This window comes from Vibrio sp. 3-2(1) (assembly GCF_963887575.1).
Classification (GTDB): Bacteria; Pseudomonadota; Gammaproteobacteria; order Enterobacterales; family Vibrionaceae; genus Vibrio; species Vibrio anguillarum.
Window position 1 is genome coordinate 334,915 of record NZ_CAWPGB010000022.1, and the last position, 23,691, is coordinate 358,605.

Below are 23,691 nucleotides of genomic sequence, written 5' to 3' on the forward strand. Positions count from 1 at the left end.
AAGATGTTTGCGCGTAATCGTGTCATTTGGAATGAAGGTCTATTCATTAAACCGCAGCATTTCCAGCAGCAGCAACGCTATTTTGAATATCATATTGATGAACGCATCTCATCAGTCAGTGGCTACCTTTACGGAGTATCAGAGTTATCACTTAACCCTGAATATCTCTCTTTTGGCCGTATCGCGATCGAACGTGCGGTCGGCATTATGCCTGATGGAACCGTTTTCCGTATTCCTCAGGAAGATGTGCTGCCCGATGCGCTTGAGATTGCCGATGCTTCGCTTGCAAACCAGTTGGTCTATTTAGCGGTGCCGCTTCGCAGTGAATCGTTAATGGAGATTAACTGGCCTGAAGAGCGTGGAACCGGGCGTTACTTAAGCAATCGTTTAGAAGTGCGCGATGTGCATACCGTGCGCGGTGACACCACGACGCTAGATGTCTCACCTGTTCGTGTGCAGTTGATGCTTGAAAAAGAAGACAGAAGCTCTTACGCCTCAATTGCGATCGCTCGTATTTTAGAAAAACGTCCTGATGGCAGTGTCGTACTCGATCCGGACTTTATTCCGTGCCATCTTAATGTTGCGAGCAATGCGGCTTTGCACCGTTTTATTAACGAAATCTCTGGGTTAATGCGCGAACGTGCCAAAAACATTGCTCAACGTATCAGTTCTCCCTCTCAAGGCGGGGTCGCGGATGTGTCTGACTTTATGTTGTTGCAAGCCCTGAATCGCTTACAACCCCAGATGCAACACTTGGCAGAGCTACGCAGTTTGCACCCGGAACGTTTATTTGAGTGCCTGTCATGCGTATGTGGAGAATTGGCTACATTTACCGATGAAAGTCGTTTACCACCGAGCATCCCGAGCTACAACCATGAAATGCCGACCCACTCTTTTGGGCCGCTGATCCGCAACTTAAGACAGAGCCTAAGTATCGTACTTGAGCCTAGAGCGGTCTCGATTCAGTTGGATAAACGTAAGTACGGCCTGATGGTTGCCCCAATCCACGACCCTCAACTAGTTGAAAGCGCAGAATTCATCATCGCGGTGAAAGCACGCATGCCATTAGATGAACTGCGTCGTCTCTTTACTCAGCAGACCAAAGTATCGTCAGTGGAGAAAATCCGCGAGCTCATTTCACTGCAATTACCGGGCATTCCAATTACACCGTTACCAGTGGCACCAAGGCAGTTGCCTTACCACGCCGGTTATACCTATTACCAATTGGATAAAACCAGCTCAGCATGGTCGATGTTAGGTCGCTCAAGTGGTTTTGCTTTCCATGTCGCGGGTGCGTTTGAAGATCTTGACCTGCAATTCTGGGCGATTAGGAGCTGATGATGGCCATTGATAAAAAAAACACCCAATACAGCGGTCTGCTTTTTGACAGCGTCGAGCAGATCAACCACGACCAAGATTACTGGTTTCAACTGCGTGGTGATAACCCTAATGTTTTGATTGATGCTGCTACCCCTCTGTTTGGTTTGTCGCTGCGGGTACGCAGCTTGTCAGAGTGCGACAACATTGAGCAGATCTACAAACAGACGGTGGAAGAGATTAAAGCGATTGAAATCGAGCTTGCCGAGCAAGGGTTTGAGCATGCGATTTTGATGGCTTATCGCTACATTCTGTGCGCGTTTTTGGATGAAGCCGTCATGGGAACCGAGTGGGGTGCATCCAGTGTGTGGGCTGAACATTCTATGCTGTCTCGTTTCCACAGTGAGACTTGGGGCGGCGAAAAAGTGTTTACCATCTTAAGTCGCTTGGAAGGTGAACCTAAACGTTATCGCGCGTTGCTAGAGTTTATCTATCAATGCCTAGTGTTAGGTTTTGAAGGTAAATACCGTGTGATGGAAAGCGGCCACAACGAGCGTGAAAAGGTGATCAGTCGTTTACATGACACCGTCAGTTCGTTGGATGAAAACGAGCCGAAAGAACTGACCTCCGCCACGGACCATGTGGTGAAATCAAAATATAAGTTAAGCAGGCAGTTACCGGTTTGGTCAGTGCTGCTTGGTTTTGTCATTATTTGGGTCGGTGTGTTTTTAGGCTATTCCTATTTACTGCACAGCCAATCGGCAGACGTATTAAACCAATTGAACCAAATACTCTAATTATAAAAGGCTAGGTGATTGTAGTGATCCGTATTGAATTACCCACATTAATTTCAAAACTCAATGAACAGAGTAAGCTAGCCCTAGAGCAAGCCGCTTCATTATGTATTGAACGTCAGCACCCAGAAGTGACCTATGAGCATTTCCTGCATGTGCTGTTAGAGAACCCACTTTCGGATGTGCGTGTGATAGCTAAGCACGCTAACTTAGATGTGGAAACCGTAAAACAAGCCATCAGTGCCAGTTACGCTCGTGAGCAAGTGTTAGATACCTATCCAGCATTCTCGCCACTGTTGGTTGAGCTATTGCAGGAAGCTTGGTTGCTTTCTACCACTGAGCTGAATCAGAATCAGCTTCGTTCAGGTGTGGTGTTTTTAGCCGCGTTGATGCGCGCTGATCGTTACCTACCACTTAAACTAATCCGTCTTTTTGAACACATCAACAAAGAGAGCCTAAACAAAGGGTTTGATACGCTGTTGCAAGACTCTTCCGAGTCGGCGGTTGAAAAAAGCAAAGCGGGTTCTCAAGCTCCTGCTGCGCTGGATGCAGTGTCATCTTCGCCACTGCATAAATACTGCACCAATGTCACGGCGCAAGCGCGTAACGGCGAACTAGACCCTGTTCTGTGTCGTGAAAACGAACTCAACTTGATGATCGACATTTTGTGTCGTCGTCGTAAAAACAACCCTATCGTTGTGGGAGATGCTGGTGTCGGTAAAAGCGCTATGATTGAAGGACTTGCATTGCGCGTCGTTGCGGGCAATGTGCCGACACAGCTGCAAAATGTAGAGTTGTGCTCACTCGATCTAGGCTTGTTGCAAGCGGGTGCTTCAGTCAAAGGTGAATTTGAAAAACGTCTTAAAGGCGTGATTGACGCGATCAAAACCTCGCCTAAACCGATCATTTTGTTTATCGATGAAGCGCACACTTTAATTGGTTCTGGCAACCAAGAGGGTGGTAGTGATGCGGCCAACTTGCTCAAGCCAGCTCTTGCGCGAGGCGAGCTCAGTACTGTCGCAGCCACCACATGGAAAGAGTACAAAAAGTATTTTGAAAAAGATCCTGCGCTGACTCGTCGCTTCCAGTTAGTGAAATTAGAAGAGCCGAGCATCAGCCAAGCAGTAGATATTCTGCGCGGCTTGAATCGTGTTTACGAAAAAGCCCATAACGTATTGATTACTGATGATGCATTGAAAGCCGCCGCCGAGCTTTCAGCGCGTTACATTTCAGGTAGACAACTGCCGGATAAAGCGATTGATGTGTTGGATACTGCTTGCGCGCGTATTGCAATTAATATCACCACACCGCCGAAGCGCTTAGCGCAACTAGAGACCGCTTGCCATCAACGTCAACTTGAAATTGATATGCTTGAGCGTGCTCAATATTTAGGTCAAGTGGTTGATTCGCATCGCTTGGATGAGCTATGTAGCCAAGAAGTGGCCGATGAAGCTGAAAAAGCGACCTTGACTCAAAGCTGGCAAGAGCAAAAAGCGATCATTGAGCGCATTATTACCCTACGCGATCAGCTCTTAGATGGCGCTGAGGAGCATGGTGAGCAGACCCAAGTTGAGCGCGATGAGTTACTTGTTCAATTGCAGGAGCAATATCGAGCTTTAGAAGTGATCCCTCATAATGATCGCCTCATGCATCCACAAGTCGATGCTCAGCAAATCGCGGAAGTGATTGCGGACTGGACGGGCGTGCCCGTTGACCAAATGAACAGCGATGAGCTGCATAAAATCACCCACCTAACGGCTATTTTAGGTGAGGCAATCAAAGGGCAAGATACTGCGATTGAGCGTGTTCACCGTAACTTATTAACGGCGCGCGCGGATTTGCGCCGTCCGGGGCGTCCAAAAGGTTCCTTCCTACTCGTGGGTCCAAGTGGCGTTGGTAAAACCGAAACGGTAGTCCAACTGGCGCAACAACTTTATGGTGGTAAACAATTTTTAACCACTATCAACATGTCGGAATATCAAGAAAAGCATACCGTTTCACGCCTGATTGGTTCGCCTCCGGGTTATGTTGGTTATGGTGAGGGTGGCATTCTTACCGAAGCGATTCGTAAAATGCCGTACTCTGTGGTGCTGTTAGACGAAGTTGAAAAAGCGCACCCAGAAGTGCTCAATATTTTCTACCAAGCCTTTGATAAAGGTGAGCTGGCCGATGGTGAAGGTCGAGTGATTGACTGCCAAAACATCGTCTTCTTCCTCACCTCGAATTTAGGTTACCAAACCATAGTCGATTACGCGCAGCAGCCTCAGTTGCTTGATGAGCAGCTTTACCCAGAACTTGCGGCTTTCTTCAAACCCGCCTTACTGGCTCGTATGGAGATTATTCCGTATCTACCGCTCAGCAAAGAAGTGCTAGAGCAGATTGTGCGTGGCAAGTTAACCCGCCTTGAGCAGCTCTTTAAACAGCGTTATGCCGCTGACGTGGTGATTGAAGATAGCTTGATCGAAGAGATCTTAAGCCGTGCAACGCGCTCTGAAAATGGGGCTCGTATGCTGGAAGCGATCATCGAAGGTCAATTACTACCACCGATTTCATTAGCTTTGTTAAATAAATTGGCTGATAAACAACCAGTGCAACGCATCTATTTAGCGGCGGAAGAGGGTGAGTTTATTGGAGAGGTTGAGTGATCATGAGTCACTGGTTAGCTTACGCAACCGAGCTTGTTGTCGCGAGAAAGCCTAGCCAATTGGCCGCATTGTTTGTAGAAACGCTGCGCCGAGAGCTAAGGCTCGATACTTGCTTGTTACTGGTTCCTAGTTCAGACGGCCGTACCTTAGTGCCACAGGATAACCCGCTGAATTTAAGCTGGTCGGTCACCGATTTTGATTGTCCGTTTGCCCATGTATTGCAATCGGCCAAATCGATGCACTTAACCGCTGATGAATTGGTTTTTTGGCAATCTAATCGCCTGTTTAGTCAACTCACTAGCCGGGTCGGCATGTTAGATAGCGTGGTTGTACACCCGTTACCGAATGGGGATACACAAGTTCAGTCTATTTTGCTGTTGATTGGTGAAACCCATACCTTGGAAGGCCTATTTGAGCAGCCAGATTTTATCAAGTATGTGGATGTTTTTTGCCATCAGTGGTCGTTGCTTAATGAGATGCAACGGGAAGAACAAAATCGACAAAGCTTATCGGAATCCTTGTCTGACGTTCAGCGTGACAACGCTCGTCGTTCATTAATTGCGAGCCTCTCTGAAACCTTAATCGGTAACAGTTTGGCGATGAAAAAATTAAGAGAGCAGATCATCAACGCCGCGCCATCACAGCTTTCAGTGATGGTGCAAGGTGAAACAGGGACAGGTAAAGAGTTGGTCGCGCAAGCGGTGCACCAACTCTCGCCCCGTAAACAAGCGCCATTTGTTGCTATTAACTGCGCGGCTATCCCTGAAAACTTATTGGAAAGTGAACTGTTCGGCTACTGCAAAGGGGCGTTTTCCGGCGCGGATAGCGATAAACAAGGGTTGATTGCGCAAGCCGATGGCGGAACCCTGTTTTTGGATGAAATCGGTGATATGCCCTTGAGCCTGCAAGCCAAATTACTGCGGGTATTGGAATCTCGATCTTTTCGGCCGATTGGCGGTAAAAACGAACAATCTTCTGATTTTCGTTTGGTTTCAGCAACGCATGTCAATCTCCTCGAACAAGTGCGTAATAAATCGTTTCGTCAGGATCTTTATTACCGCTTATTTCAGTACCCGATAACTTTGCCACGCCTTGCGGCAAGGATGGATGACATTGAACGGCTTAGCCAACATTTTGTACGCAGCTTTAATGAGCAGCATGCAACCAACATTCGGGGTGTGCACTATAAAGCGATCGATTGCCTAAAACGTTATGACTTTCCCGGTAACGTGCGTGAACTCAAGCACCTTATTGAATTTGGTTGTGCGCAAACACTGGATGGCACACAGGTGGAGGAGTCCTGCTTTACACAACGTTTAGCATACACTAAAGCCGATCAGCAGCTAGAGACTGAACGACATGGACATAAGGTCGCTAAAGCTGAGCCAGGTGTCAGCCGAGTGGTGGATGATTTAAAACAAGCGGTGAATGAATTTGAGTCTCGTATTATCCGTGAGCGCCTCCAATACTTTGCTGGTGACAGGGCCAAAGCGGCCCAAAGCCTCGGTATTCCCAAGCGGACCTTGGCCTATAAATGCCAAAAATTGGAGATTAAAACACCATGAATAAACGGTTGTTTAGGCTCACAGTTTGCCTCTCTATGACGCTGTATTTCCCCATGGCAAATGCGGAAAATGACGCTATAGCACAAGCAGAGCAATGCACTACGATCACATCTCGGTTAGAGCGATTGAGCTGTTTTGACCACCTGTTTAAAACGCCTTCTGACGTGGTGATGCCTCAAGCGGCAACGCCCAATGCACCGCTATCTTGGCAACGCGCCTTTGATAGCATCATCCAGTATCAAGACGGGGAAGCAAGTCACTTAACCGTTGAGGGCGACGATGATAAAGGGAATGCGTGGATTACTTTGGTTGCGTTAAATCAAAATACAAAATTTGACGATAACGCTAAACCTGTGCTGCTGATGAGCTGTATCGACAATTTGAGTCGAGTGGAATTGGCGTTTCCTAGCGCGATTGATGACCCTCGCATCCAAGTGTCGATTGCTAATATGCAGGCACAATCTTGGCGTAGTGACGATTTAGGTTTGCTCTTTTCCTCAGGCAGAGGCATGCCAGCGATTGAGATGATGAAAGCGATGGCGCGAGAAAATCGCCTGGTGCTGCGTTCAAACTCTCCTTTTGTTGATGGGTTGCAGTTTGATGCGAGCGAGCTTTCGCAATCATTAACGGCACTAAAAACACGCTGTGGTTGGTAAGGAGTTCCAATGGAGTTAACCGATTATCGCCGCTGTATTACTCAGCCTATTCAAGCCGATAACCCTGTGGGTGAGCGGCTGATTGATGATCCACTGTTTGATTTTGTTGAAGATCAAATGATGAAAGTGGGGTCACTCTCCCACGCTAGTGTGCAATGGGATGAAGTCGAACACAGTACGCTCAAACTGCTCAGCGAAAAAAGTAAAGATCTCAAATTATTGATCTACTTGTTGCAGTGTTTGCATAACCAAGTCACACCGCTACGTTTCACCACGTCGCTGCAGCTGCTGAGCGATTTCATGTCCCTTTACTGGGAAGATTGCTTCCCTGCGCCAGGCAAAAGAGGCAGTTTGCCACGTCGCAAATTCTTCAGCCAGATTGTGCAGCGGTTAGCCTTGGTGATCGACAAGTTAGATTTCGCACAATTTGATGGACCAGATCGTGATGAGTTAAACACCGCGATCGACGCGCTACAGCAAGCGACTACTCAAGCCGGACTGATGTCTGAAAGCGTTGAAAGTCTAGTGGCTAAAGTTCAAGCCCAACTGCGCCGTGCAACAGAACGTGAGCAAGCGACTCAACATGTGCAAGAGACTCCAGTAGTTGAACGTAAAACCACCACCCAGAGCGCCATCTCAGTCGACAGTTCAAGTGACAAAGCCACTAAGCAGACCTTACTAAAGGTAGCTGAGTTTTTGTCTGAACAAGAGTTCGGCATTGCCTTGGCAATACGAGTCAGGCGTTTTGCCGTGTGGTCAAGTATTACCTCATTACCTGAGCACGACGTCAGCGGTGAAACACTGTTACGGGCGATGGCGCAAGAACGAATCAAAGAGTATCACGACCAAATGCGTAGCCCAGATTTAGCCTTATGGCGCAAGGTAGAGCAGAGTTTGACCATGGCACCTTACTGGTTTGAAGGGCAGATGATGAGCTATCAAATCGCGCAAAGCTTAGGCCAAAAGGCGTGGAGTGAAGCCATTTTGAGTGAAAGCCAGCAGTTTGTGGCACGTCTACCTGCGCTACTCGAGTTGAAATTCAAAGGAGGCGAGCCTTTTGTCAATGCGAGCGTAAAAGAGTGGCTACTCAGCCAGCAGCAAAGTAGCGCCCAAGGCCAAGTAGCAGGTGATTGGCAAGACAAACGCAAAGAGGCGTTTAGCTTAGCGAAAGAGGGAGGCATTGCGGTGGCGCTCTCTATGCTCAACGATGGTCTGGTCAGCGCCAGTGAGCCAAGGGATAAATTCTATTGGCGGTTATTATCGGCTGATTTGTTAAATAGCAATAATTTAGATGCGATGGCGAAAGAACAGTACCAAACGTTACATGCTCAGGTTAGCACCATGAGCGTTACCGATTGGGAACCCTCATTAGTTGAGCAATTAGAACAATACACAACGTCAGAGTAAACGAAGGACACAAACCCATGTGGAAATTTATTGTTGGGATCGCAAGAAAGTTAACACCGGGCATTGCCGCGGCGATGCCTATTTTGCTATTTAGCACATTCATTCTATTGAATGTTGCGATTTGGTGGGCAGGCCCTTGGCTAGAAATCGCGGGTAATAAGCCACTTGAATCGATAACCGCTCGCGCAGTGGCAAGTAGCTTGTTCACTTTAGGTGCATTGGCCGTTTGGGGCGTGTGGCAGTGGCGAAAATTGCAAGGTTTTAAAGCCGAGCAAAAGCGTGAAGATCAGCTTCGCCAAGATCCAATTAAAGCCTATGAAGAGCGCCAAGAGGTTGAGCTGAACCAAGTGATGGTCAGCATGAAAGAGAACCTCAATAAACGTAATTATCTTTATGCGTTGCCATGGTATTTAGTGCTCGGTTTGGAAAATGCCGGTAAAACCAGCCTCATCAACCGCTCTGGGCAAAACTTTGTTTTTTCTTCGGTAATGCGAGCCTCGGGTCAAAAAAGTGAAAACCCGTATTCGTTTGATTGGTGGATTGGCGATGAATCGGTATTGATCGATCCAGATGGAGAGCTACTGACACAAGGTAACCACAGCAATGATAACGATGGTGCGATGGAGCGCCGTTTATGGCTTCATTTTGTTAATTGGTTGGAGAGAACGCGTAGCCGTCGTCCACTCAACGGTATCGTTTTAGCGTTAGACGTTTCTCATTTAGCAACCGCAACTGCAACCGAGCGTAAAGCTTACGCCAATTTATTGCGTGCTCGTTTACGTGAATTGATGGAGACGTTATCCACGCGTTTACCTGTCTATATTGCATTGACGAAATTGGATTTATTACACGGTTTTGAACCTTTCTTTAAACATTACTCGCGCAGTCAGCGTGAAGATGTGTTGGGCTTTACCTTTTCGCTCGACTCTATTGATGACTTGGATAACTGGCTCAACGAGTTTTCAAAAGACTACAGTCAGTTTGTTGAGCGCATTAATGATGTGTTGCCGCACGCCGTTTCTGTGCCGATGGATCTCGAAGAGCGCAATGCTATTTATAGCTTCACGCGTCAAATTTCTGGTTTAAAAGAGATCTTATTACAATTTTTCAACGATGCATTGGCCAGTGATCAGTTCTCTACGTCGGCTTTGGTACGTGGTGCGTATTTCACTTCTGTGTATCAACAGGGTGTACCCACAAACGCATTTGATGATGCCGCTTCACGTCGTTACGGGCTAGAGCATGCGATCAACAAAGCGCAGCAAGCCAAAAACTCAACGGTTTATTTCACACAAAAACTGTTTAATAACATCATCTATCCTGAAGCTGGGCTTGCCTCAGATAATTTTCGTGTTGCGAAGCAAAAACGGCGCTTGATTGGTTTGTCAGTAGTGGCTTGTTCTATTGCAACTGTGTTATTAGTCGGCACTTGGCATCGTTATTACCTTAGTAACGTGAAGCATTCTGATGCGGTGTTAGCGAAAGTAAACGAGTACAAAAACGAGTTCCCCTCTAATCTTTATTTAGCCTCTCAGCAAGATGTTCTCGTGCCGCTCAATAAAATTCGAGAGGCGACATTGGAGTTTGGCTTCTTCCGTGACAAACCACAGTACATTTCCGATTTTGGTTTGTACCAAGGCCACACGATTGGTCCAATGGTTGAAGCTACTTATTTGAATTTATTGGAAAACCGATTTTTACCTCTACTAATGGCTGATGTCGTTGTGCAGCTTAACCAAGCCAAAACAGATGAAGAGAAACTGGCCGTGCTACGTGTCTATCGCATGATGGTAGATAAAAGTGGCCGCTATAAGGATTATGTACTCGATTATTTCTCCAAATACTGGCAGCAAGAGTTTGCTGGGCAACGCGTGATCCAAGAAGAACTACTGGGGCATTTAGACTACGCCATGTTACACACGGATTTAGCGGGTGATCGCGCGCGCGGTGATCGCAATGCAGAGTCGGTGATGAAGCCTTATGATCAGGTGGTGGCGAAAGTGCAGTCTGATCTTGGTTCTATGCCTAACGATCAACGTGTTTACCGTAATTTGAAGTTGAATGCACAAACGGTTCTTGGCCCCTCGATCAATTTACGCAACTTGATTGGCCCCGTCTTTGATGTGGTTTTTGAAGAGCGAGTGGTCAACAGCAGCTCGCTGTATATTCCGCAAATGCTTACCAAAAAAGGGTTTGAAGATTACTTTATGCCGCAATCTGAATCCGTTTCTGAGCTGGCCTTGATCGACAGTTGGGTACTAGGGCAATCCAAATCGGCTCAATTTAGCGAAGCGGATAAGCACGACCTTCGTAACAAAATCCGCAGCTTGTATGTGGCGGACTACACCAATACCTGGCGTGCGGCTCTTAATGAAATCAGCGTTAAGTATTTTAGCGACATCAATGACGCAGTATCGGTATTAGAAAACTTTACTGGCAACATTGAACCGATGCAGCGGTTGCTTCGCACTTTAGAAAGCAATACTCAAATGTATGCCAGTGTGCCTAAAGATGAAGCCGCGCAAAAAGAGCTGTTAAAAAATCCAAAATACAAAGTTGCTTCGCAGATTGATGCGCCCTTTGCTGAACTAAACGCTATGCTCAAGCCAGTCGGTGATAAGCCAGCGTACATCAATGAAGTGTTAGTGGCGGTGGAAGAGTTACAAAATTACCTCAAATCTATTCAAGAAGCGCCAGATGTTGGTATGGCTGCGCTTGATGCCACCAAAGCACGCGTAAAATTAGTGAACGCTGATCCAATTTACACGGTGAAACGTATTGCATCAGGTTTGCCTAAACCGCTCGATACTATGGTGTCTAAACTGGCGGATGAGAGTTGGTATGTTGTCAAACAAGAAGCGATTAAGCACCTTGAAGTTCGCTGGCATGATGATGTTTACAAAACCTTTGAAGAAAAATTGGCTGGGCGCTATCCATTTAATGAGTCTTCCAACAAGGACAGTTCTCTTTCTGATTTTGAAGCATTTTTTGCGCCCAACGGCACATTAGACAACTTCTACAACAACCAGCTAAGAATGTTTGTGGAAGAAAATATTGCGGTCAATGATGACGATAACGCGCAGTCGATTATTCGCAAAGACGTTCTAGAACAGCTCAAGCAGGCGAAGAAAATTCAGCAAGCTTTCTTTAACCGCAAAGGGGTCTTAGACGTTAGTTTCTCGGTTGAACCGCTACGCTTGAGCAACAACAAACGCCGCAGTGTGCTGAACGTTGATGGTCAATATCTCGCTTATAGTCACGGCCCAAGAGACAGTGTCGAGTTGATTTGGCCAAATACGCTGCGTGATTCTGCGATCTCTAAAGTAACGTTAGTGCCGACGAAAAATAATATGTCGCCACGAAGTATTAATATCCAAGGTCCGTGGGCATTTTTCCGCTTGCTTGAACAAGGTGATGTGGTGGGTGCTAGTTCCACGTCGGTTGACTTTAAGTTTGCAGTTGACGGTGGTGAGATGATTTATCGACTCAATTCAGAGGCAGATATTAACCCATTCACCGAGCGGTTATTTAAGTCATTCAAACTCTCGAAAACCCTTTACTAAAATAATAGTGAGGAGCGATTGGTCATCGCTCCTCAACTCACTTAGGACGCTGTAGTCATGTCCAATATTGTATTTATCGACCACGCTCGTTTTCATTTGATAGATGATGCTGCTGCTGTTCGTCACATTGATGCCTACCAAAAGGTGAGAGATGAGATCAACCGTCGTAACAACCCATTATCAGGTGGTCCAGACTGGGCTGTGGTGAAAGTTGCTTGTGAAACATTAGCAAAAGGCCCGGGGATTGACCTTTTGCTGTGCGGTTATTACACCGTAGCCTGTTTAAAAATGCAGGGTTTAGCAGGATACGCCAATGGTGTTGAACTGTTGTGCTGCTGCTTAAGTAATTTGCCAAAACCGGACGTAAAATCGGCGAAAATGCGCAAGGAAGTGCTCGATTGGGTTAATGCTCGTGTAGTGCGGGAGTTAAAAGATCTGCGTCCGAATCATGAAGCACTGCGTGATTTATACCGTTGTGAGCGCTTTTGTGAGCGTATGCATGCCATTTTAGAGCTGCAACAGCCGGATTATTTGGTTGATTTCGAAGGAGTAGGTTTTGCTATTTTTGAACATATTGATCGTTTAGAAACGCAATATCATTCGCTGCTAAAGCGCCATACCCAAACGGAACAGGTTGAGCAGGTGAGTAATCAAAAGCGCTCACGTATTACGCATGTGGCCGCTTTTATATCCGGTGTTCTTGGTGTTGTGATGGTGTATGGGGCCGTCACTTATTTGCCGTTTTTCAACTCAATATCTTATGCAACCAACCTAAGGTTACCTGCTTTACATACGCCAGAGCAGGTCAATGCGTTTCAACAGGCTAACTCGCCAGCCAAGCTTGAACAGTTGTCAAATGAGATTGTGCCATTGTACCGAGAGGCGATTGAGCAAAAAATGGCGCGCTCTTTTGAATCGGCTCGTGTTGAAGCCCAGCAAGTGTTGGATGCGTTATTGCAACTTTATCCCCAAACCGAATCGGTACTGGAGGTTGATCAAGCGTTTGCCGATGCTAAGCGTGAAGCTCTGCAACAAACTGAGCGCTTTATGGAGCGTTTTAGTGAAACGCGAACCAAGATGGCTAACATCGCGCTGCTCGCGCAAAAAGGAAAATTAACCGAACTGCAAAGACAAACCAAATCGTTGGAGGAGTTCGCTATTAGTTTGTCTCCTATTTACGGGAGAGCTGCATATGTCGAAGAGTTGCTCAAAAAAGGTGATGTTGTACAGGCTGAACAGGAGTTTATGATTCTGAAGCAGCGGCTTAATAATTTGAGCTGGAAAATGGCCGAGCTCGACAAGCAGTTTGAGCATTTGACTGTGACACATAATCAGGAAGCTCAGACTCAATAAGCTGAGCAACAATTGGTTATTGAAGGGCAACTTTTTGCTCATATCAGGCAGTTTGTTGCCTTTGTCAATCGAGCTGTTTATAAGCTAATGAATATCAAAGAAAAATATCTGGCACTGCACTTGCTGTACTAGTGTCATTTTGCGATAAAAGAGTGGAAGGGAAAAAGATGGCAAGGTTAAGTTTTAGGCTCACCGTGGAGGGTTTGGCAGACGACACGTTAGTGGTGCATGAATACCAAGGTGTGGAATCGCTGTCTGATAGCACGCAAGCGGGCCTGCGCTGCTACGGTTTTCGCTATGAGATAAAACTGGCCAGTCGTCAATCTGGCTTAACGGCGCTGGAGCTGGTGGATAAAACCGCTCAGCTTGAGATGTTGCGTGATGGCCTTGTTGTACAGCGCGTGCACGGCATTGTGCGCCAGTTCAGTAAAGGCGATATTGGCCATCATCACACCTTTTACTCACTGACCTTCGTCCCGGCATTAGAGCGGTTATCACTGCGCCAAAACAGCCGTATTTTCCAGCTCAAAACCGTTCCCGAAATCCTCTCCATCGTACTGCAAGAAATGGGCATTAACGACTACGCCTTCTCGCTGAAGCGTGAGTGTGCTCAGCGTGAATTCTGCGTGCAGTACCGTGAGACGGATATCGACTTCTTGCACCGCTTAGCCGCCGAAGAGGGCTTGGTGTATCACTTCATCCATGAAGAGGGGAAACACACCCTCTTTTTCAGTGACGACAGCCAAAGCCTGACGAAGCGAGAAACGCCTATCCCTTACAACGTCCTTGCGGGTGGCGTGATGGAGAGCCCTTATGTGTCGCAATTAACGCAACACAGCCAAACCGAAGTGAGCCACAGCGCGCTGCAAGATTACAGCTTTAAAAAGCCGAGCTACTCGTTTGCTCAGCAAGCGCAAGGGCGCGAGATGGATTACCAGCAAGCGACCTACGAGCACTTTGATGCACCGGGTCGCTTTAAAGACGACGTCAGCGGCAAAGCCTTTAATCAAATTCGCTTAGAGTACCTACGACGAGAAGCGCGTACCGCGAGCGGAAAAAGTAACCATCCGGGCCTGCAAGCGGGCACAAAGTTTGACTTACAAGAGCATCTTGACGACAGCGCGAACCGCGACTGGGTTGTAGTGCAAGTGCACCACCAAGGGCGTCAGCCACAAGCTTTGGAAGAAGAGGGCGGCAGTGGCGCGACCACGTACAGCAACCAATTCACGCTCATTCCTGCTGATGTCACGTGGCGTGCGACACCGCAAGCCAAACCTCAAGTGGACGGCCCTTGCATGGCGTTAGTCGTGGGCCCTGACGGCGAAGAAATCTTCTGTGACGAACATGGCCGCGTCAAACTGCATTTCCCGTGGGACAGATATTCCAACGGCGATGAACACAGCTCATGCTGGGTGCGCGTCTCACAAGGTTGGGCTGGCAGCCAATATGGCATGATAGCCATTCCGCGCATTGGTCATGAAGTCATCGTCTCGTTTCTTAACGGCGACCCAGACCAACCGATAGTGACAGGCCGTACCTACCATGCGACCAACAAAGCGCCGTACACATTGCCGGATAACAAAACCAAAACCGTGCTGCGCAGTGAAACGCACCAAGGGCAAGGGTTTAACGAGCTGAGTTTTGAAGACCAAGCAGCGCAAGAGAAAATCTACCTACACGCGCAAAAAGACTTAGACGCCTTGGTGCTCAATGACGCCACGGCGCACATCAAGCACGACCAGCACCTCACGGTGGATAACGACCAGCTTACGCACGTTAAACATAACCACCACCTCACGGTAGAGGGCGAAAGCCGCGATAACATAACCAAAGATAACAGTGTAGAGATTAGCGGGTCAGTACAGCATAAAGTGGCCAAACTGACCGCGATACAGACAGGGCGCGAAATCAGTCTTAAAGCGGGAGCTAAAATCGTTGTAGAAGCTGGGGCTGAAGTGACTTTAAAAGCGGGTGGCAGCTTTGTTAAAGTGGATGCCGGTGGCGTGCACATCGTTGGTCCTGCGATTAACCTCAATGCTGGCGGAAGTGCGGGCAGCGGTAGCGCTTATGGTGGGCAATCCGCCATGTTGGCAACCCCACTACTTGATATGAAAGCTCCGGCCGAATTACAAGCGAGTGCTATTAGCGCGACCATGCAAAGCGGCCAAGCGAATGTGATCACTCATTTTGAGGCTGCCGCAGTACAATCCGCTGCGCAGAAATCATCTGCATCATCAGAAAAGCAGTCAGAAGCGAAGGTGGCAGAAAAGAGCGCTCAGGAAGAGAGCCCAAAAGAGGATGCACAAAACGAAGATAAAGTGTCACTGCTACAATCGGATGTGTTGAAACCTTCAGAAGAGCTGGAAAAGTTAGCGAAGAAACAAGCCAGCGCTTTCAGAAAAGGCAACAATGGTGAAGAAGTGAGCTTGATTCAGCAAGCGTTAATCAAAATGAAATTTGATTTGCAAGCCGATGGTGATTTCGGTAATAAAACCAAAACGGCCATCGAACAGTTCCAAAAAAGTTATCAACCCAGCCATCAAACGCATCCGTCATACAGCATTGGCCCCGTTGATGGTATTGTTGGCCAAGGCACATTGTTAGGTTTAGATGAAGCGCTGGTCGATGGGTGGGTTTATGAAAATGATGTCCATGAAATGTGGACGCTAGGTAAAACTTCAGAGAAATATGAGTCGGCAGGAAGAGGTCCAGGGGTCATATCAACAGGAAATGGAGATTATGGTGGTGCTTCATATGGCTGTTATCAAATGTCATCAAACCTTGGCGTGGTACAACAGTATATTCGATCATCAAAATTTAAAGATTTTTTTATTGGATTGAATCCAGCGACGAAAGAATTTAATACTGCTTGGTTGGATATAGCTTCTAAATACCCCCAAGAATTTAGAGAAGAACAACATCAATTTATTAAGCAAACACATTACGATATACAAATAGAAAAGCTTAAAGGAAAAGGACTATTGTTTGAGCATAATCGAGCTGCTGTGCACGATTTGATATGGTCCACTTCCGTGCAGTTTGGCGGGCGAACTAATTTAATTATTAATGCGTTGAATGGAAAAAATGTGGAAAGTGTTACAGATAGGGAGTTTATTATTCTTGTACAAGACTATAAGACTCTTAATACAGAGAGGCTCTTTAGATCTTCACCATCATGGTGGGATGATTTAAAAAAACGGGCAGAGTCAGAGAAGAAAACTTTACTTGAACTGGAAACTAAAGGTTTAGAGGTTGATATAAAATGAATAGGTTGCTTTCTGAAATTTTTACTGCTCTATTGATATTATTCAGTATTAGTAGTGGCGCCATTGCTAGCGATAATTGCTATGATACATCTACTGTGCATCAAGAAATGATAGGATGCATCCAAAATGAGATAGCAAGGTCAGAGGCTCAGATTAAAAAAGTTATTTCTTTTAAGTCTATAGATTATGGCTTTCCAGATGATTTTTACAATAAGCAAAGGTTAGCTATCCATGAAAGGTGTATGCTTTATGCGAATATTGGTGGTCAACGTGGTGAATTGCTGATGATTCAATGTGAACAGTCTAATTTAGAAAGCCTTGATGAATATATTAAACAATATATAGAGGATGTTGATAACGGCTAGAGCTAACAGTTAACAAATTAATTATATATTGATAGGTTATTGTAAATAATCTTATAAAAGTGATTTTTGATAGTTAATTAATATCAAAAATAGTATGAAAAAATCCACCAATTAATTTGATGGCCGTAAACCCCATAGCAACCTAGCTCTGGGGACTCCCTTCTTACAGCAAACAATATTTAGCATAAGAACCAGCCTCATTCGCTGTCCAATCACCTTTTGGCTTGTCTTTCATATCTTCACACCACGCGTCGCTGCCAATTTGTGATTGGAAGACACAGTGCTTTGCATAATCCACCGCCTGCCCGGCGTTCCATTCGCCTTTTGGTTTCTCTTTCATATCTTGGCACCATGCTTCGCTGCCCACTTCTGAGCAGGCGGCGAGTGAGAATGCAGTAAACAATACCAAGGCTATTTTTTTCATGTTTGAGTTCCAAATGGATGCGATTTTTGTTCGGAGTGACTATACCGAAAATCACGCTCTCAGTGTTAATCCTATGCTAAAAATGGGCATCTAATGACAAATTACTCAGTGATGATCCTCACTCTTTTTTACTCCTCAGCTCACTAATCAACGATCAAAATCACATTACCTATTTTCGTATCGTGCAAATTATTTTTGCTACGCTAGGATTCATCGAAACGTTTCGATGAGATTTTCTTGAACGATTCAAGAGTGATAGAAAGGTGTCAAAAAGCGAAACATAAAGCCTAACGTGAAGGTATAACAATGAAAAAAAGTACCCTATTAAACTCAGAACTCTCTTACTTGGTGGCTACTTTAGGGCATACCGATGAAATCACAATTTGTGATGCCGGTTTGCCCATTCCTGATGAAGTGCAGCGTATTGATTTAGCATTAACTCACGGTATTCCCGGTTTTATTGACACGGTCCGCGTGATTCTTTCTGAATCTCAAATTGAAGGTGTGATCATTGCTGAAGAGTTTGCACAAGTAAGCCCTGAGCATCACAAAGCGCTGCTTGCTGAGCTGAAAGCGGAAGAGGAGTTGTGCGAGAAAGCGATTGCTGTCACTTACCTCTCTCATCAAGATTTTAAAGAGCGCACTATGCGCAGCCGCGCCGTGGTAAGAACAGGCGAATGCACGCCGTATGCGAATGTTATTTTTCAAGCAGGCGTCGTGTTTTAAGCCGCGATTGAGGATCCACTATGACTCAAGCAATTTTAGCGCTCAGTGAGATTGAAAAAGCGTTCCCCGGCGTGAAAGCGCTCGATAAAGCTAGCCTCAATGTTTACCCCGGCCGCGTGATGGCGTTGATGGGCGAAAACGGCGCGGGTAAATCAACCTTAATGAAAGTGTTGACGGGTATCTATTCATTGGATGCGGGTTCTATCACTTACCAAGGAAAACCAGCCGCCTTTAAAGGCCCACGAGATTCACAACAAGCGGGCATCAGCATTATTCACCAAGAGTTGAATTTGATTCCGGAATTAACTATTGCTGAAAACATTTTTCTAGGCAGAGAGATAACCGGTGCGATGGGGCGAATTTTATGGAATGAAATGTACCAAGCAGCCGACAAACTACTGGCTCGTTTAAACGTTAAACACAGCTCCAAGACCTTGTTGGGTGACTTAAGCCTTGGTGAGCAACAGATGGTTGAGATTGCAAAAGCGCTCTCATTTGAGTCGAAAGTGATCATCATGGATGAACCGACGGATGCGCTGACGGATACCGAAACTGAATCGTTATTTAATGTGATTAACGAGTTGCGTGAACAAGGTTGCGGCATTGTTTATATCTCACATCGATTGAAAGAAATTTTTGAAATTTGCGACGACATAACCGTGTTACGTGATGGCAAATTCATTGGCCAGTGCAAAGTGTCTGACACCAATGAAGATGGCCTGATTGAGATGATGGTCGGCCGGAAATTAGAAGAACAGTATCCACGCATTGAGGTAAAGCACGGCGACACTTGCCTTGAAGTGATAGGCCTTACGGGCTCAGGTGTGCATGACATTAATTTTACGCTCAAACGAGGTGAAATCCTCGGTGTCTCGGGTTTGATGGGCGCAGGGCGCACTGAATTAATGAAGGTGATTTACGGCGCGCTGCCCAGTGAGCGAGGCGTGATTAACCTTGAGAACAAAACCATCAACCCAGTCAGCCCACAAGATGGTCTTGCAAACGGTATCGCGTATATTTCAGAAGATCGCAAAGGGGACGGTTTGGTTCTTGGCCTGTCGGTGAAAGAGAACATGTCACTGTGTGCGTTGAATAAATTTAGCAAAGGTGTACAGATTCAACACAGTGATGAAGTCATCGCAGTGGAAGATTTCATTCGCCTATTCAACATCAAAACGCCATCTCGTGATCAAATCATTGGCAATTTATCCGGTGGCAATCAGCAAAAAGTAGCGATTGCGAAAGGGTTGATGACACGTCCCAAAGTCTTGATTTTGGATGAACCCACACGCGGGGTTGACGTGGGAGCCAAAAAAGAGATTTACCAATTGATTAACCAATTTAAAGCCGAAGGGATGAGCATTATTTTGGTCTCGTCAGAGATGCCAGAAGTGCTAGGGATGAGTGACCGAATTTTGGTGATGCATGAAGGTCGAATCAGCGGCGAATTTTGTGCCAAACAAGCCAACCAAGAGATTCTACTCGCCTGTGCGGTAGGCAAAAAGATCAATGAGGAAGCAGCATGAGCAGTAACAGCATGAGTAATTCAACCCAAACTAACCGCAGAAAATGGATCAGTAAAGAGTGGCTCATTGAGCAAAAATCACTGATTGCTTTGCTTTTTTTAGTGGTCGTTGTCTCTTTTTTAAACCCCAATTTCTTCACGGTTGACAACATACTGAACATTTTGCGCCAAACCTCAGTCAACGCCATTATCGCTGTGGGGATGACCTTGGTTATTCTAACGGCAGGTATCGATTTGAGTGTTGGCTCGGTACTGGCGTTGTGCGGCGCTTTTGCTGCAACCATGATTGGTCTTGAGATTCCTGTCATTATCGCAGTCCCTACAGCGTTACTTGCTGGCGCGGCACTGGGTGCGATTAGCGGCATCATTATCGCCAAAGGTAAAGTGCAAGCGTTTATTGCCACCTTAGTCACCATGACCTTACTGCGTGGTGTGACCATGGTTTATACCGATGGACGTCCAATTTCGACAGGTTTTACCGATACTGCAGATGCTTTTGCTTGGTTTGGTACAGGTTACGCGTTGGGTATTCCCGTTCCGGTGTGGATGATGGTGGTGGTCTTTGCTGCGGTTTGGTACTTACTCAACCATACACGTTTTGGCCGCTATATTTACGCGCTAGGTGGCAATGAGTCTGCGACTCGATTGTCAGGTATTAATGTGGATCGCGTGAAAATTGGTGTGTACGCCATCTGTGGTCTATTGGCTGCGCTGGCTGGCATCATCGTCACGTCTCGCCTCTCTTCTGCGCAACCGACTGCTGGTATGGGTTATGAGCTGGATGCCATCGCTGCCGTCGTACTTGGTGGTACCAGCTTGATGGGGGGTAAAGGACGCATTATGGGCACGTTAATTGGGGCGCTGATCATCGGCTTTCTTAATAACGCGCTGAACCTGCTTGATGTCTCTTCTTACTACCAAATGATTGCGAAAGCCGTGGTTATTTTGCTCGCGGTACTCGTGGATAACAAAAATAAGTAACATGATAGAAAACCTCCGTTTTAAAGCGAGCCATATTAGCTTTAAAACGGCCCCTACAAAAAGGACTATAAAGATGAAAAAACTTGCAACTTTAATCTCTGCTGCTCTACTTTCCACCACTGTCTCTGTGGCTGCGCATGCGCAAGATACCATGGCGATTGTACTATCCACTCTGAACAACCCATTTTTTGTCACCATGAAAGATGGCGCAGAAGCGAAAGCGAAAGAGCTAGGCTACAACCTGATCGTCTTGGATTCACAAAATGATCCAAGCAAAGAGCTATCAAACGTAGAAGACTTAACCGTCCGTGGCGTTAAAGCGATTTTGATCAACCCAACCGATTCTGATGCCGTCTCTAACGCCATTCGTATGGCCAACCGCGCTAAAGTGCCAGTGTTGACACTGGATCGCGGTGCAAGCCGTGGTGATGTTGTGAGCCACATCGCTTCTGATAACGTAGTCGGTGGTGAAATGGCCGGTCACTTTATCGTCGAAAAAATCGGTGCAAAAGCCAAAGTCATTCAACTGGAAGGGATTGCCGGCACATCGGCCGCTCGTGAGCGTGGAGAAGGTTTCATGAACGCGGTGAAAGGCAGTGAAATGGAACTGCTTGCTAGCCAGCCTGCTGATTTTGACCGCACTAAAGGTTTGAATGTAATGGAAAACCTGCTAGCGGCAAACCCAGATGTTCAAGCCGTATTTGCCCAAAATGATGAAATGGCATTGGGTGCACTTCGCGCCGTTCAAGCATCAGGCAAAGAGGTGATGATCATTGGTTTTGATGGTACCGACGATGGTATCGCGGCGGTAGAACGCGGCCAACTTGCTGCGACTGTTGCTCAACAACCAGACATGATCGGTGCACTTGGCATTGAAACGGCCGATAAAATGCTAAAAGGCGAACAAGTGGATGAGTACATTCCGGTTCCTCTAAAAATCATCAGCAAATAATCTTTGCTGTAGGTAGCTCTTTACTGGCTCGTAGAGAGCTACCTCTTCTATAACCCCTCAGCCATCAATAACCAGTAATCAGGCTCGATAGGTTTGTTTTTTCAGGTGAAGCCACAAAAGCCAAACCTCTCCAGCTCTATTTCAAACATGTTCACTCATGAACAAAGGACAAATTATGAATCAGTTAGTGGTATTAGGTAGTGTTAACGCTGACCATGTTTTGCAAGTGCCTTCATTTCCTCGCCCGGGCGAGACGCTGCATGGTCGTCATTATCAAGTTATTCCCGGTGGTAAAGGGGCCAACCAAGCTGTAGCGGCCGCGCGATTAAAAGCGGACATTGGTTTTATTGCCTGCGTGGGTGACGACGCATTCGGTATCAATATTCGTGAGAATTTTAAGCTCGATGGTATCAACATTGCGGGAGTTAAAATGCAGCCCAATTGTCCGACGGGCATTGCGATGATCCAAGTCTCGGATAGCGGAGAAAACAGCATCTGTATTTCGGCAGAGGCGAATGACAAGCTGACGGCTGATGCCATTGAAGCGGATTTAGCCGCCATTGGCGCGGCCAAATATTTATTGATGCAATTAGAGACGCCAATCGATGGCATTATTAAAGCTGCGCAAATCGCCAAACAAAATCGTACCAATGTGATTTTAAACCCAGCGCCTGCCCGAGATCTGCCTGATACTCTGCTAGAATGTGTCGATGTGATCACACCAAACGAAACGGAAGCGCAGCGCTTAACGGGGATCACGGTTGATGATGATCACACGGCGCAATTGGCGGCCAATGAACTGCATAAAAAAGGGATTGAAATCGTCTTGATCACCTTAGGTGCAAAAGGCGTTTGGCTAAGCCAAAATGGGCGTGGTCAACTGATTGCTGGTTTTAAAGTCGATGTGACAGACACCACCGCGGCAGGTGATACGTTTAACGGTGCTTTGGTCACGGGTTTGTTGGAAGATATGCCTTTAGAATCAGCCATTAAATTTGCACATGCTGCGGCAGCCATTTCTGTTACCCGTTTTGGCGCGCAAACCTCAATACCCACCCGAGTAGAAGTGGACGCGTTTCTCGCTCAGCATCAATAGAATAGGAAAAACAGACATGGCGACAATGAAAGATATTGCAAGATTAGCCGGCGTATCCACGTCTACCGTCAGCCATGTCATTAATAAATCTCGCTATGTGAGCGATGAAATCGCTGAGCGTGTCAATAAAGCCGCGCAAGATCTGAACTATGCCCCGTCAGCATTGGCTCGCAGTCTCAAAATGAACCGAACGCGCACCATTGGTATGTTAGTGACCACTTCGACTAACCCCTTTTTTGGCGAAGTGGTCAAAGGGGTAGAGCGCAGTTGCTACCACAAAGGTTATAACCTTATTTTGTGTAATACCGAAGGGGATAGCCAGCGGATGCAAGCCTCTATCAACACGCTGCTGCAAAAGCGCGTTGATGGCTTACTTTTGATGTGCTCCACCTTAGAAGGTGAGCGGATTGACGTTTTTGAACGCTACCCAGATATCCCTGTCGTGGTGATGGATTGGGGCCCAATGCTCTTTCCTAGCGATAAAATACAAGATAACTCTTTACGTGGTGGTTATATTGCGACGAACTATTTGATTGAGTGCGGTCATAAAGAAATCGGTTGCATTACTGGGCCATTGATTCGACATCAAGCTCAAATGCGTTATGAAGGCTATAAGCGCGCTGTCTTGGAAGCAGGTTTGGACATTTATCCCAATTGGATTGTTGAATCCGATTTTGAATGTGAAGGTGGCTACGAAGCGTTCAATAAAATGTTAGCCAAAGGACCATTACCGAGTGCGATTTTTGTCTCTAATGACATGATGGCAATGGGTGTGATTAATGCAGCTAATGAAAAAGGGATCCGCATTCCTGAAGATCTTTCGCTGATGGGGTATGACGATATTCACATCGCCCGTTTTATGTCGCCAGCTCTAACCACTATTCATCAACCCAAATATCGTTTAGGTAAAGCGGCAGTTGACACCTTACTTGCCCGTTTAGAAAACGAAGCGCTCGAACCGCAAATTGTCCAATTAGAGCCGACTTTAGTGGTGCGTAAAAGCATCAAAATGATGAACAAGTAGATCGAAAAATCCCTCTCTTTACTAAAGAGAGG

At 46.4% G+C, this 23,691-nt stretch carries 17 protein-coding genes; 16 read left to right on the forward strand and 1 reads right to left on the reverse strand.

What is annotated here, in order from left to right:
• The first annotated feature begins 3 nt into the window (after positions 1 to 3).
• The 10 genes from tssK to AACQ79_RS09715 all read left to right on the forward strand — a co-directional run bounded on the left by tssK (position 4) and on the right by AACQ79_RS09715 (position 16,931).
• Positions 4 to 1,338, forward strand: a complete 1,335-nt coding sequence (gene tssK / locus AACQ79_RS09670; RefSeq protein ID WP_017044997.1) for a type VI secretion system baseplate subunit TssK — start codon at positions 4 to 6, stop codon at positions 1,336 to 1,338.
• A gap of 2 nt (positions 1,339 to 1,340) precedes the next feature.
• The gene (icmH, locus tag AACQ79_RS09675; protein ID WP_026027751.1) at positions 1,341 to 2,114 is read left to right on the forward strand and encodes a type IVB secretion system protein IcmH/DotU; all 774 of its coding nucleotides are present in this window, start codon (positions 1,341 to 1,343) and stop codon (positions 2,112 to 2,114) included.
• Positions 2,115 to 2,137: 23 nt separating this feature from the next.
• Complete coding sequence (gene tssH, locus AACQ79_RS09680; RefSeq protein ID WP_170899006.1) at positions 2,138 to 4,756, forward strand: type VI secretion system ATPase TssH; 2,619 nt, start codon at positions 2,138 to 2,140, stop codon at positions 4,754 to 4,756.
• A 2-nt stretch (positions 4,757 to 4,758) separates the two neighbouring features.
• Positions 4,759 to 6,321: a sigma-54 interaction domain-containing protein gene (locus tag AACQ79_RS09685; RefSeq protein WP_170899007.1), complete on the forward strand. Its 1,563-nt coding sequence runs from the start codon at positions 4,759 to 4,761 to the stop codon at positions 6,319 to 6,321.
• Entirely contained in the window at positions 6,318 to 6,977 is a 660-nt protein-coding gene (gene vasI, locus AACQ79_RS09690) for a type VI secretion system-associated protein VasI (RefSeq protein WP_170899008.1), read from the forward strand. The genes AACQ79_RS09685 and vasI overlap by 4 nt, the downstream gene beginning before the upstream one ends.
• A 9-nt stretch (positions 6,978 to 6,986) precedes the next feature.
• On the forward strand, positions 6,987 to 8,384 hold the full coding sequence (tssA, locus tag AACQ79_RS09695) for a type VI secretion system protein TssA (RefSeq protein WP_170899009.1): 1,398 nt from the start codon (positions 6,987 to 6,989) through the stop codon (positions 8,382 to 8,384).
• Positions 8,385 to 8,401: 17 nt separating this feature from the next.
• Positions 8,402 to 11,947 carry a type VI secretion system membrane subunit TssM gene (tssM, locus tag AACQ79_RS09700; RefSeq protein WP_212756369.1) on the forward strand — a complete coding sequence of 1,182 codons (3,546 nt, stop codon included), beginning with the start codon at positions 8,402 to 8,404 and terminating at the stop codon, positions 11,945 to 11,947.
• 57 nt (positions 11,948 to 12,004) lie between these two features.
• Entirely contained in the window at positions 12,005 to 13,300 is a 1,296-nt protein-coding gene (locus AACQ79_RS09705; protein ID WP_170899010.1) for a type VI secretion system ImpA family N-terminal domain-containing protein, read from the forward strand.
• A gap of 167 nt (positions 13,301 to 13,467) precedes the next feature.
• Complete coding sequence (tssI, locus tag AACQ79_RS09710; protein WP_170899011.1) at positions 13,468 to 16,566, forward strand: type VI secretion system tip protein TssI/VgrG; 3,099 nt, start codon at positions 13,468 to 13,470, stop codon at positions 16,564 to 16,566.
• Positions 16,563 to 16,931, forward strand: coding sequence for a hypothetical protein (locus AACQ79_RS09715; RefSeq protein WP_170898907.1), 369 nt, complete (start codon positions 16,563 to 16,565; stop codon positions 16,929 to 16,931). Before tssI ends, AACQ79_RS09715 begins: the two co-directional genes overlap by 4 nt.
• Before the next feature lie 163 nt (positions 16,932 to 17,094).
• Here the strand turns inward: AACQ79_RS09715 and AACQ79_RS09720 are convergent, their stop codons facing one another.
• Positions 17,095 to 17,355, reverse strand: coding sequence for a DUF3012 domain-containing protein (locus AACQ79_RS09720; protein WP_094145646.1), 261 nt, complete (start codon positions 17,353 to 17,355; stop codon positions 17,095 to 17,097).
• Positions 17,356 to 17,661: 306 nt separating this feature from the next.
• Between AACQ79_RS09720 and rbsD the strand changes: the two genes are divergently transcribed.
• From rbsD to AACQ79_RS09750, 6 genes are all read left to right on the forward strand, one after another.
• Positions 17,662 to 18,081, forward strand: coding sequence for a D-ribose pyranase (gene rbsD, locus AACQ79_RS09725; RefSeq protein ID WP_013868176.1), 420 nt, complete (start codon positions 17,662 to 17,664; stop codon positions 18,079 to 18,081).
• Positions 18,082 to 18,101: 20 nt separating this feature from the next.
• Complete coding sequence (gene rbsA / locus AACQ79_RS09730) at positions 18,102 to 19,607, forward strand: ribose ABC transporter ATP-binding protein RbsA (protein WP_094145644.1); 1,506 nt, start codon at positions 18,102 to 18,104, stop codon at positions 19,605 to 19,607.
• Between the two features lie 11 nt (positions 19,608 to 19,618).
• The gene (gene rbsC / locus AACQ79_RS09735; RefSeq protein WP_413470695.1) at positions 19,619 to 20,587 is read left to right on the forward strand and encodes a ribose ABC transporter permease; all 969 of its coding nucleotides are present in this window, start codon (positions 19,619 to 19,621) and stop codon (positions 20,585 to 20,587) included.
• Positions 20,588 to 20,660: 73 nt separating this feature from the next.
• Entirely contained in the window at positions 20,661 to 21,539 is an 879-nt protein-coding gene (rbsB, locus tag AACQ79_RS09740) for a ribose ABC transporter substrate-binding protein RbsB (protein WP_010320543.1), read from the forward strand.
• 175 nt (positions 21,540 to 21,714) lie between these two features.
• Positions 21,715 to 22,635, forward strand: coding sequence for a ribokinase (rbsK, locus tag AACQ79_RS09745; protein ID WP_026027599.1), 921 nt, complete (start codon positions 21,715 to 21,717; stop codon positions 22,633 to 22,635).
• 16 nt (positions 22,636 to 22,651) lie between these two features.
• Positions 22,652 to 23,659: a substrate-binding domain-containing protein gene (locus AACQ79_RS09750; RefSeq protein ID WP_047691031.1), complete on the forward strand. Its 1,008-nt coding sequence runs from the start codon at positions 22,652 to 22,654 to the stop codon at positions 23,657 to 23,659.
• Positions 23,660 to 23,691 lie beyond the last annotated feature (32 nt).

Coding starts and splice junctions, on each gene's coding strand:
- rbsA (WP_094145644.1), top strand. CDS start 18,102: ATGACTCAAGCAATTTTAGCGCTCAGTGAGATTGAAAAAGCGTTCCCC.
- AACQ79_RS09685 (WP_170899007.1), top strand. CDS start 4,759: ATGAGTCACTGGTTAGCTTACGCAACCGAGCTTGTTGTCGCGAGAAAG.
- vasI (WP_170899008.1), top strand. CDS start 6,318: ATGAATAAACGGTTGTTTAGGCTCACAGTTTGCCTCTCTATGACGCTG.
- tssI (WP_170899011.1), top strand. CDS start 13,468: ATGGCAAGGTTAAGTTTTAGGCTCACCGTGGAGGGTTTGGCAGACGAC.
- AACQ79_RS09715 (WP_170898907.1), top strand. CDS start 16,563: ATGAATAGGTTGCTTTCTGAAATTTTTACTGCTCTATTGATATTATTC.
- rbsK (WP_026027599.1), top strand. CDS start 21,715: ATGAATCAGTTAGTGGTATTAGGTAGTGTTAACGCTGACCATGTTTTG.
- rbsD (WP_013868176.1), top strand. CDS start 17,662: ATGAAAAAAAGTACCCTATTAAACTCAGAACTCTCTTACTTGGTGGCT.
- AACQ79_RS09750 (WP_047691031.1), top strand. CDS start 22,652: ATGGCGACAATGAAAGATATTGCAAGATTAGCCGGCGTATCCACGTCT.
- rbsB (WP_010320543.1), top strand. CDS start 20,661: ATGAAAAAACTTGCAACTTTAATCTCTGCTGCTCTACTTTCCACCACT.
- tssA (WP_170899009.1), top strand. CDS start 6,987: ATGGAGTTAACCGATTATCGCCGCTGTATTACTCAGCCTATTCAAGCC.
- tssM (WP_212756369.1), top strand. CDS start 8,402: ATGTGGAAATTTATTGTTGGGATCGCAAGAAAGTTAACACCGGGCATT.
- tssK (WP_017044997.1), top strand. CDS start 4: ATGTTTGCGCGTAATCGTGTCATTTGGAATGAAGGTCTATTCATTAAA.
- rbsC (WP_413470695.1), top strand. CDS start 19,619: ATGAGTAATTCAACCCAAACTAACCGCAGAAAATGGATCAGTAAAGAG.
- icmH (WP_026027751.1), top strand. CDS start 1,341: ATGGCCATTGATAAAAAAAACACCCAATACAGCGGTCTGCTTTTTGAC.
- AACQ79_RS09720 (WP_094145646.1), bottom strand. CDS start 17,355: ATGAAAAAAATAGCCTTGGTATTGTTTACTGCATTCTCACTCGCCGCC.
- AACQ79_RS09705 (WP_170899010.1), top strand. CDS start 12,005: ATGTCCAATATTGTATTTATCGACCACGCTCGTTTTCATTTGATAGAT.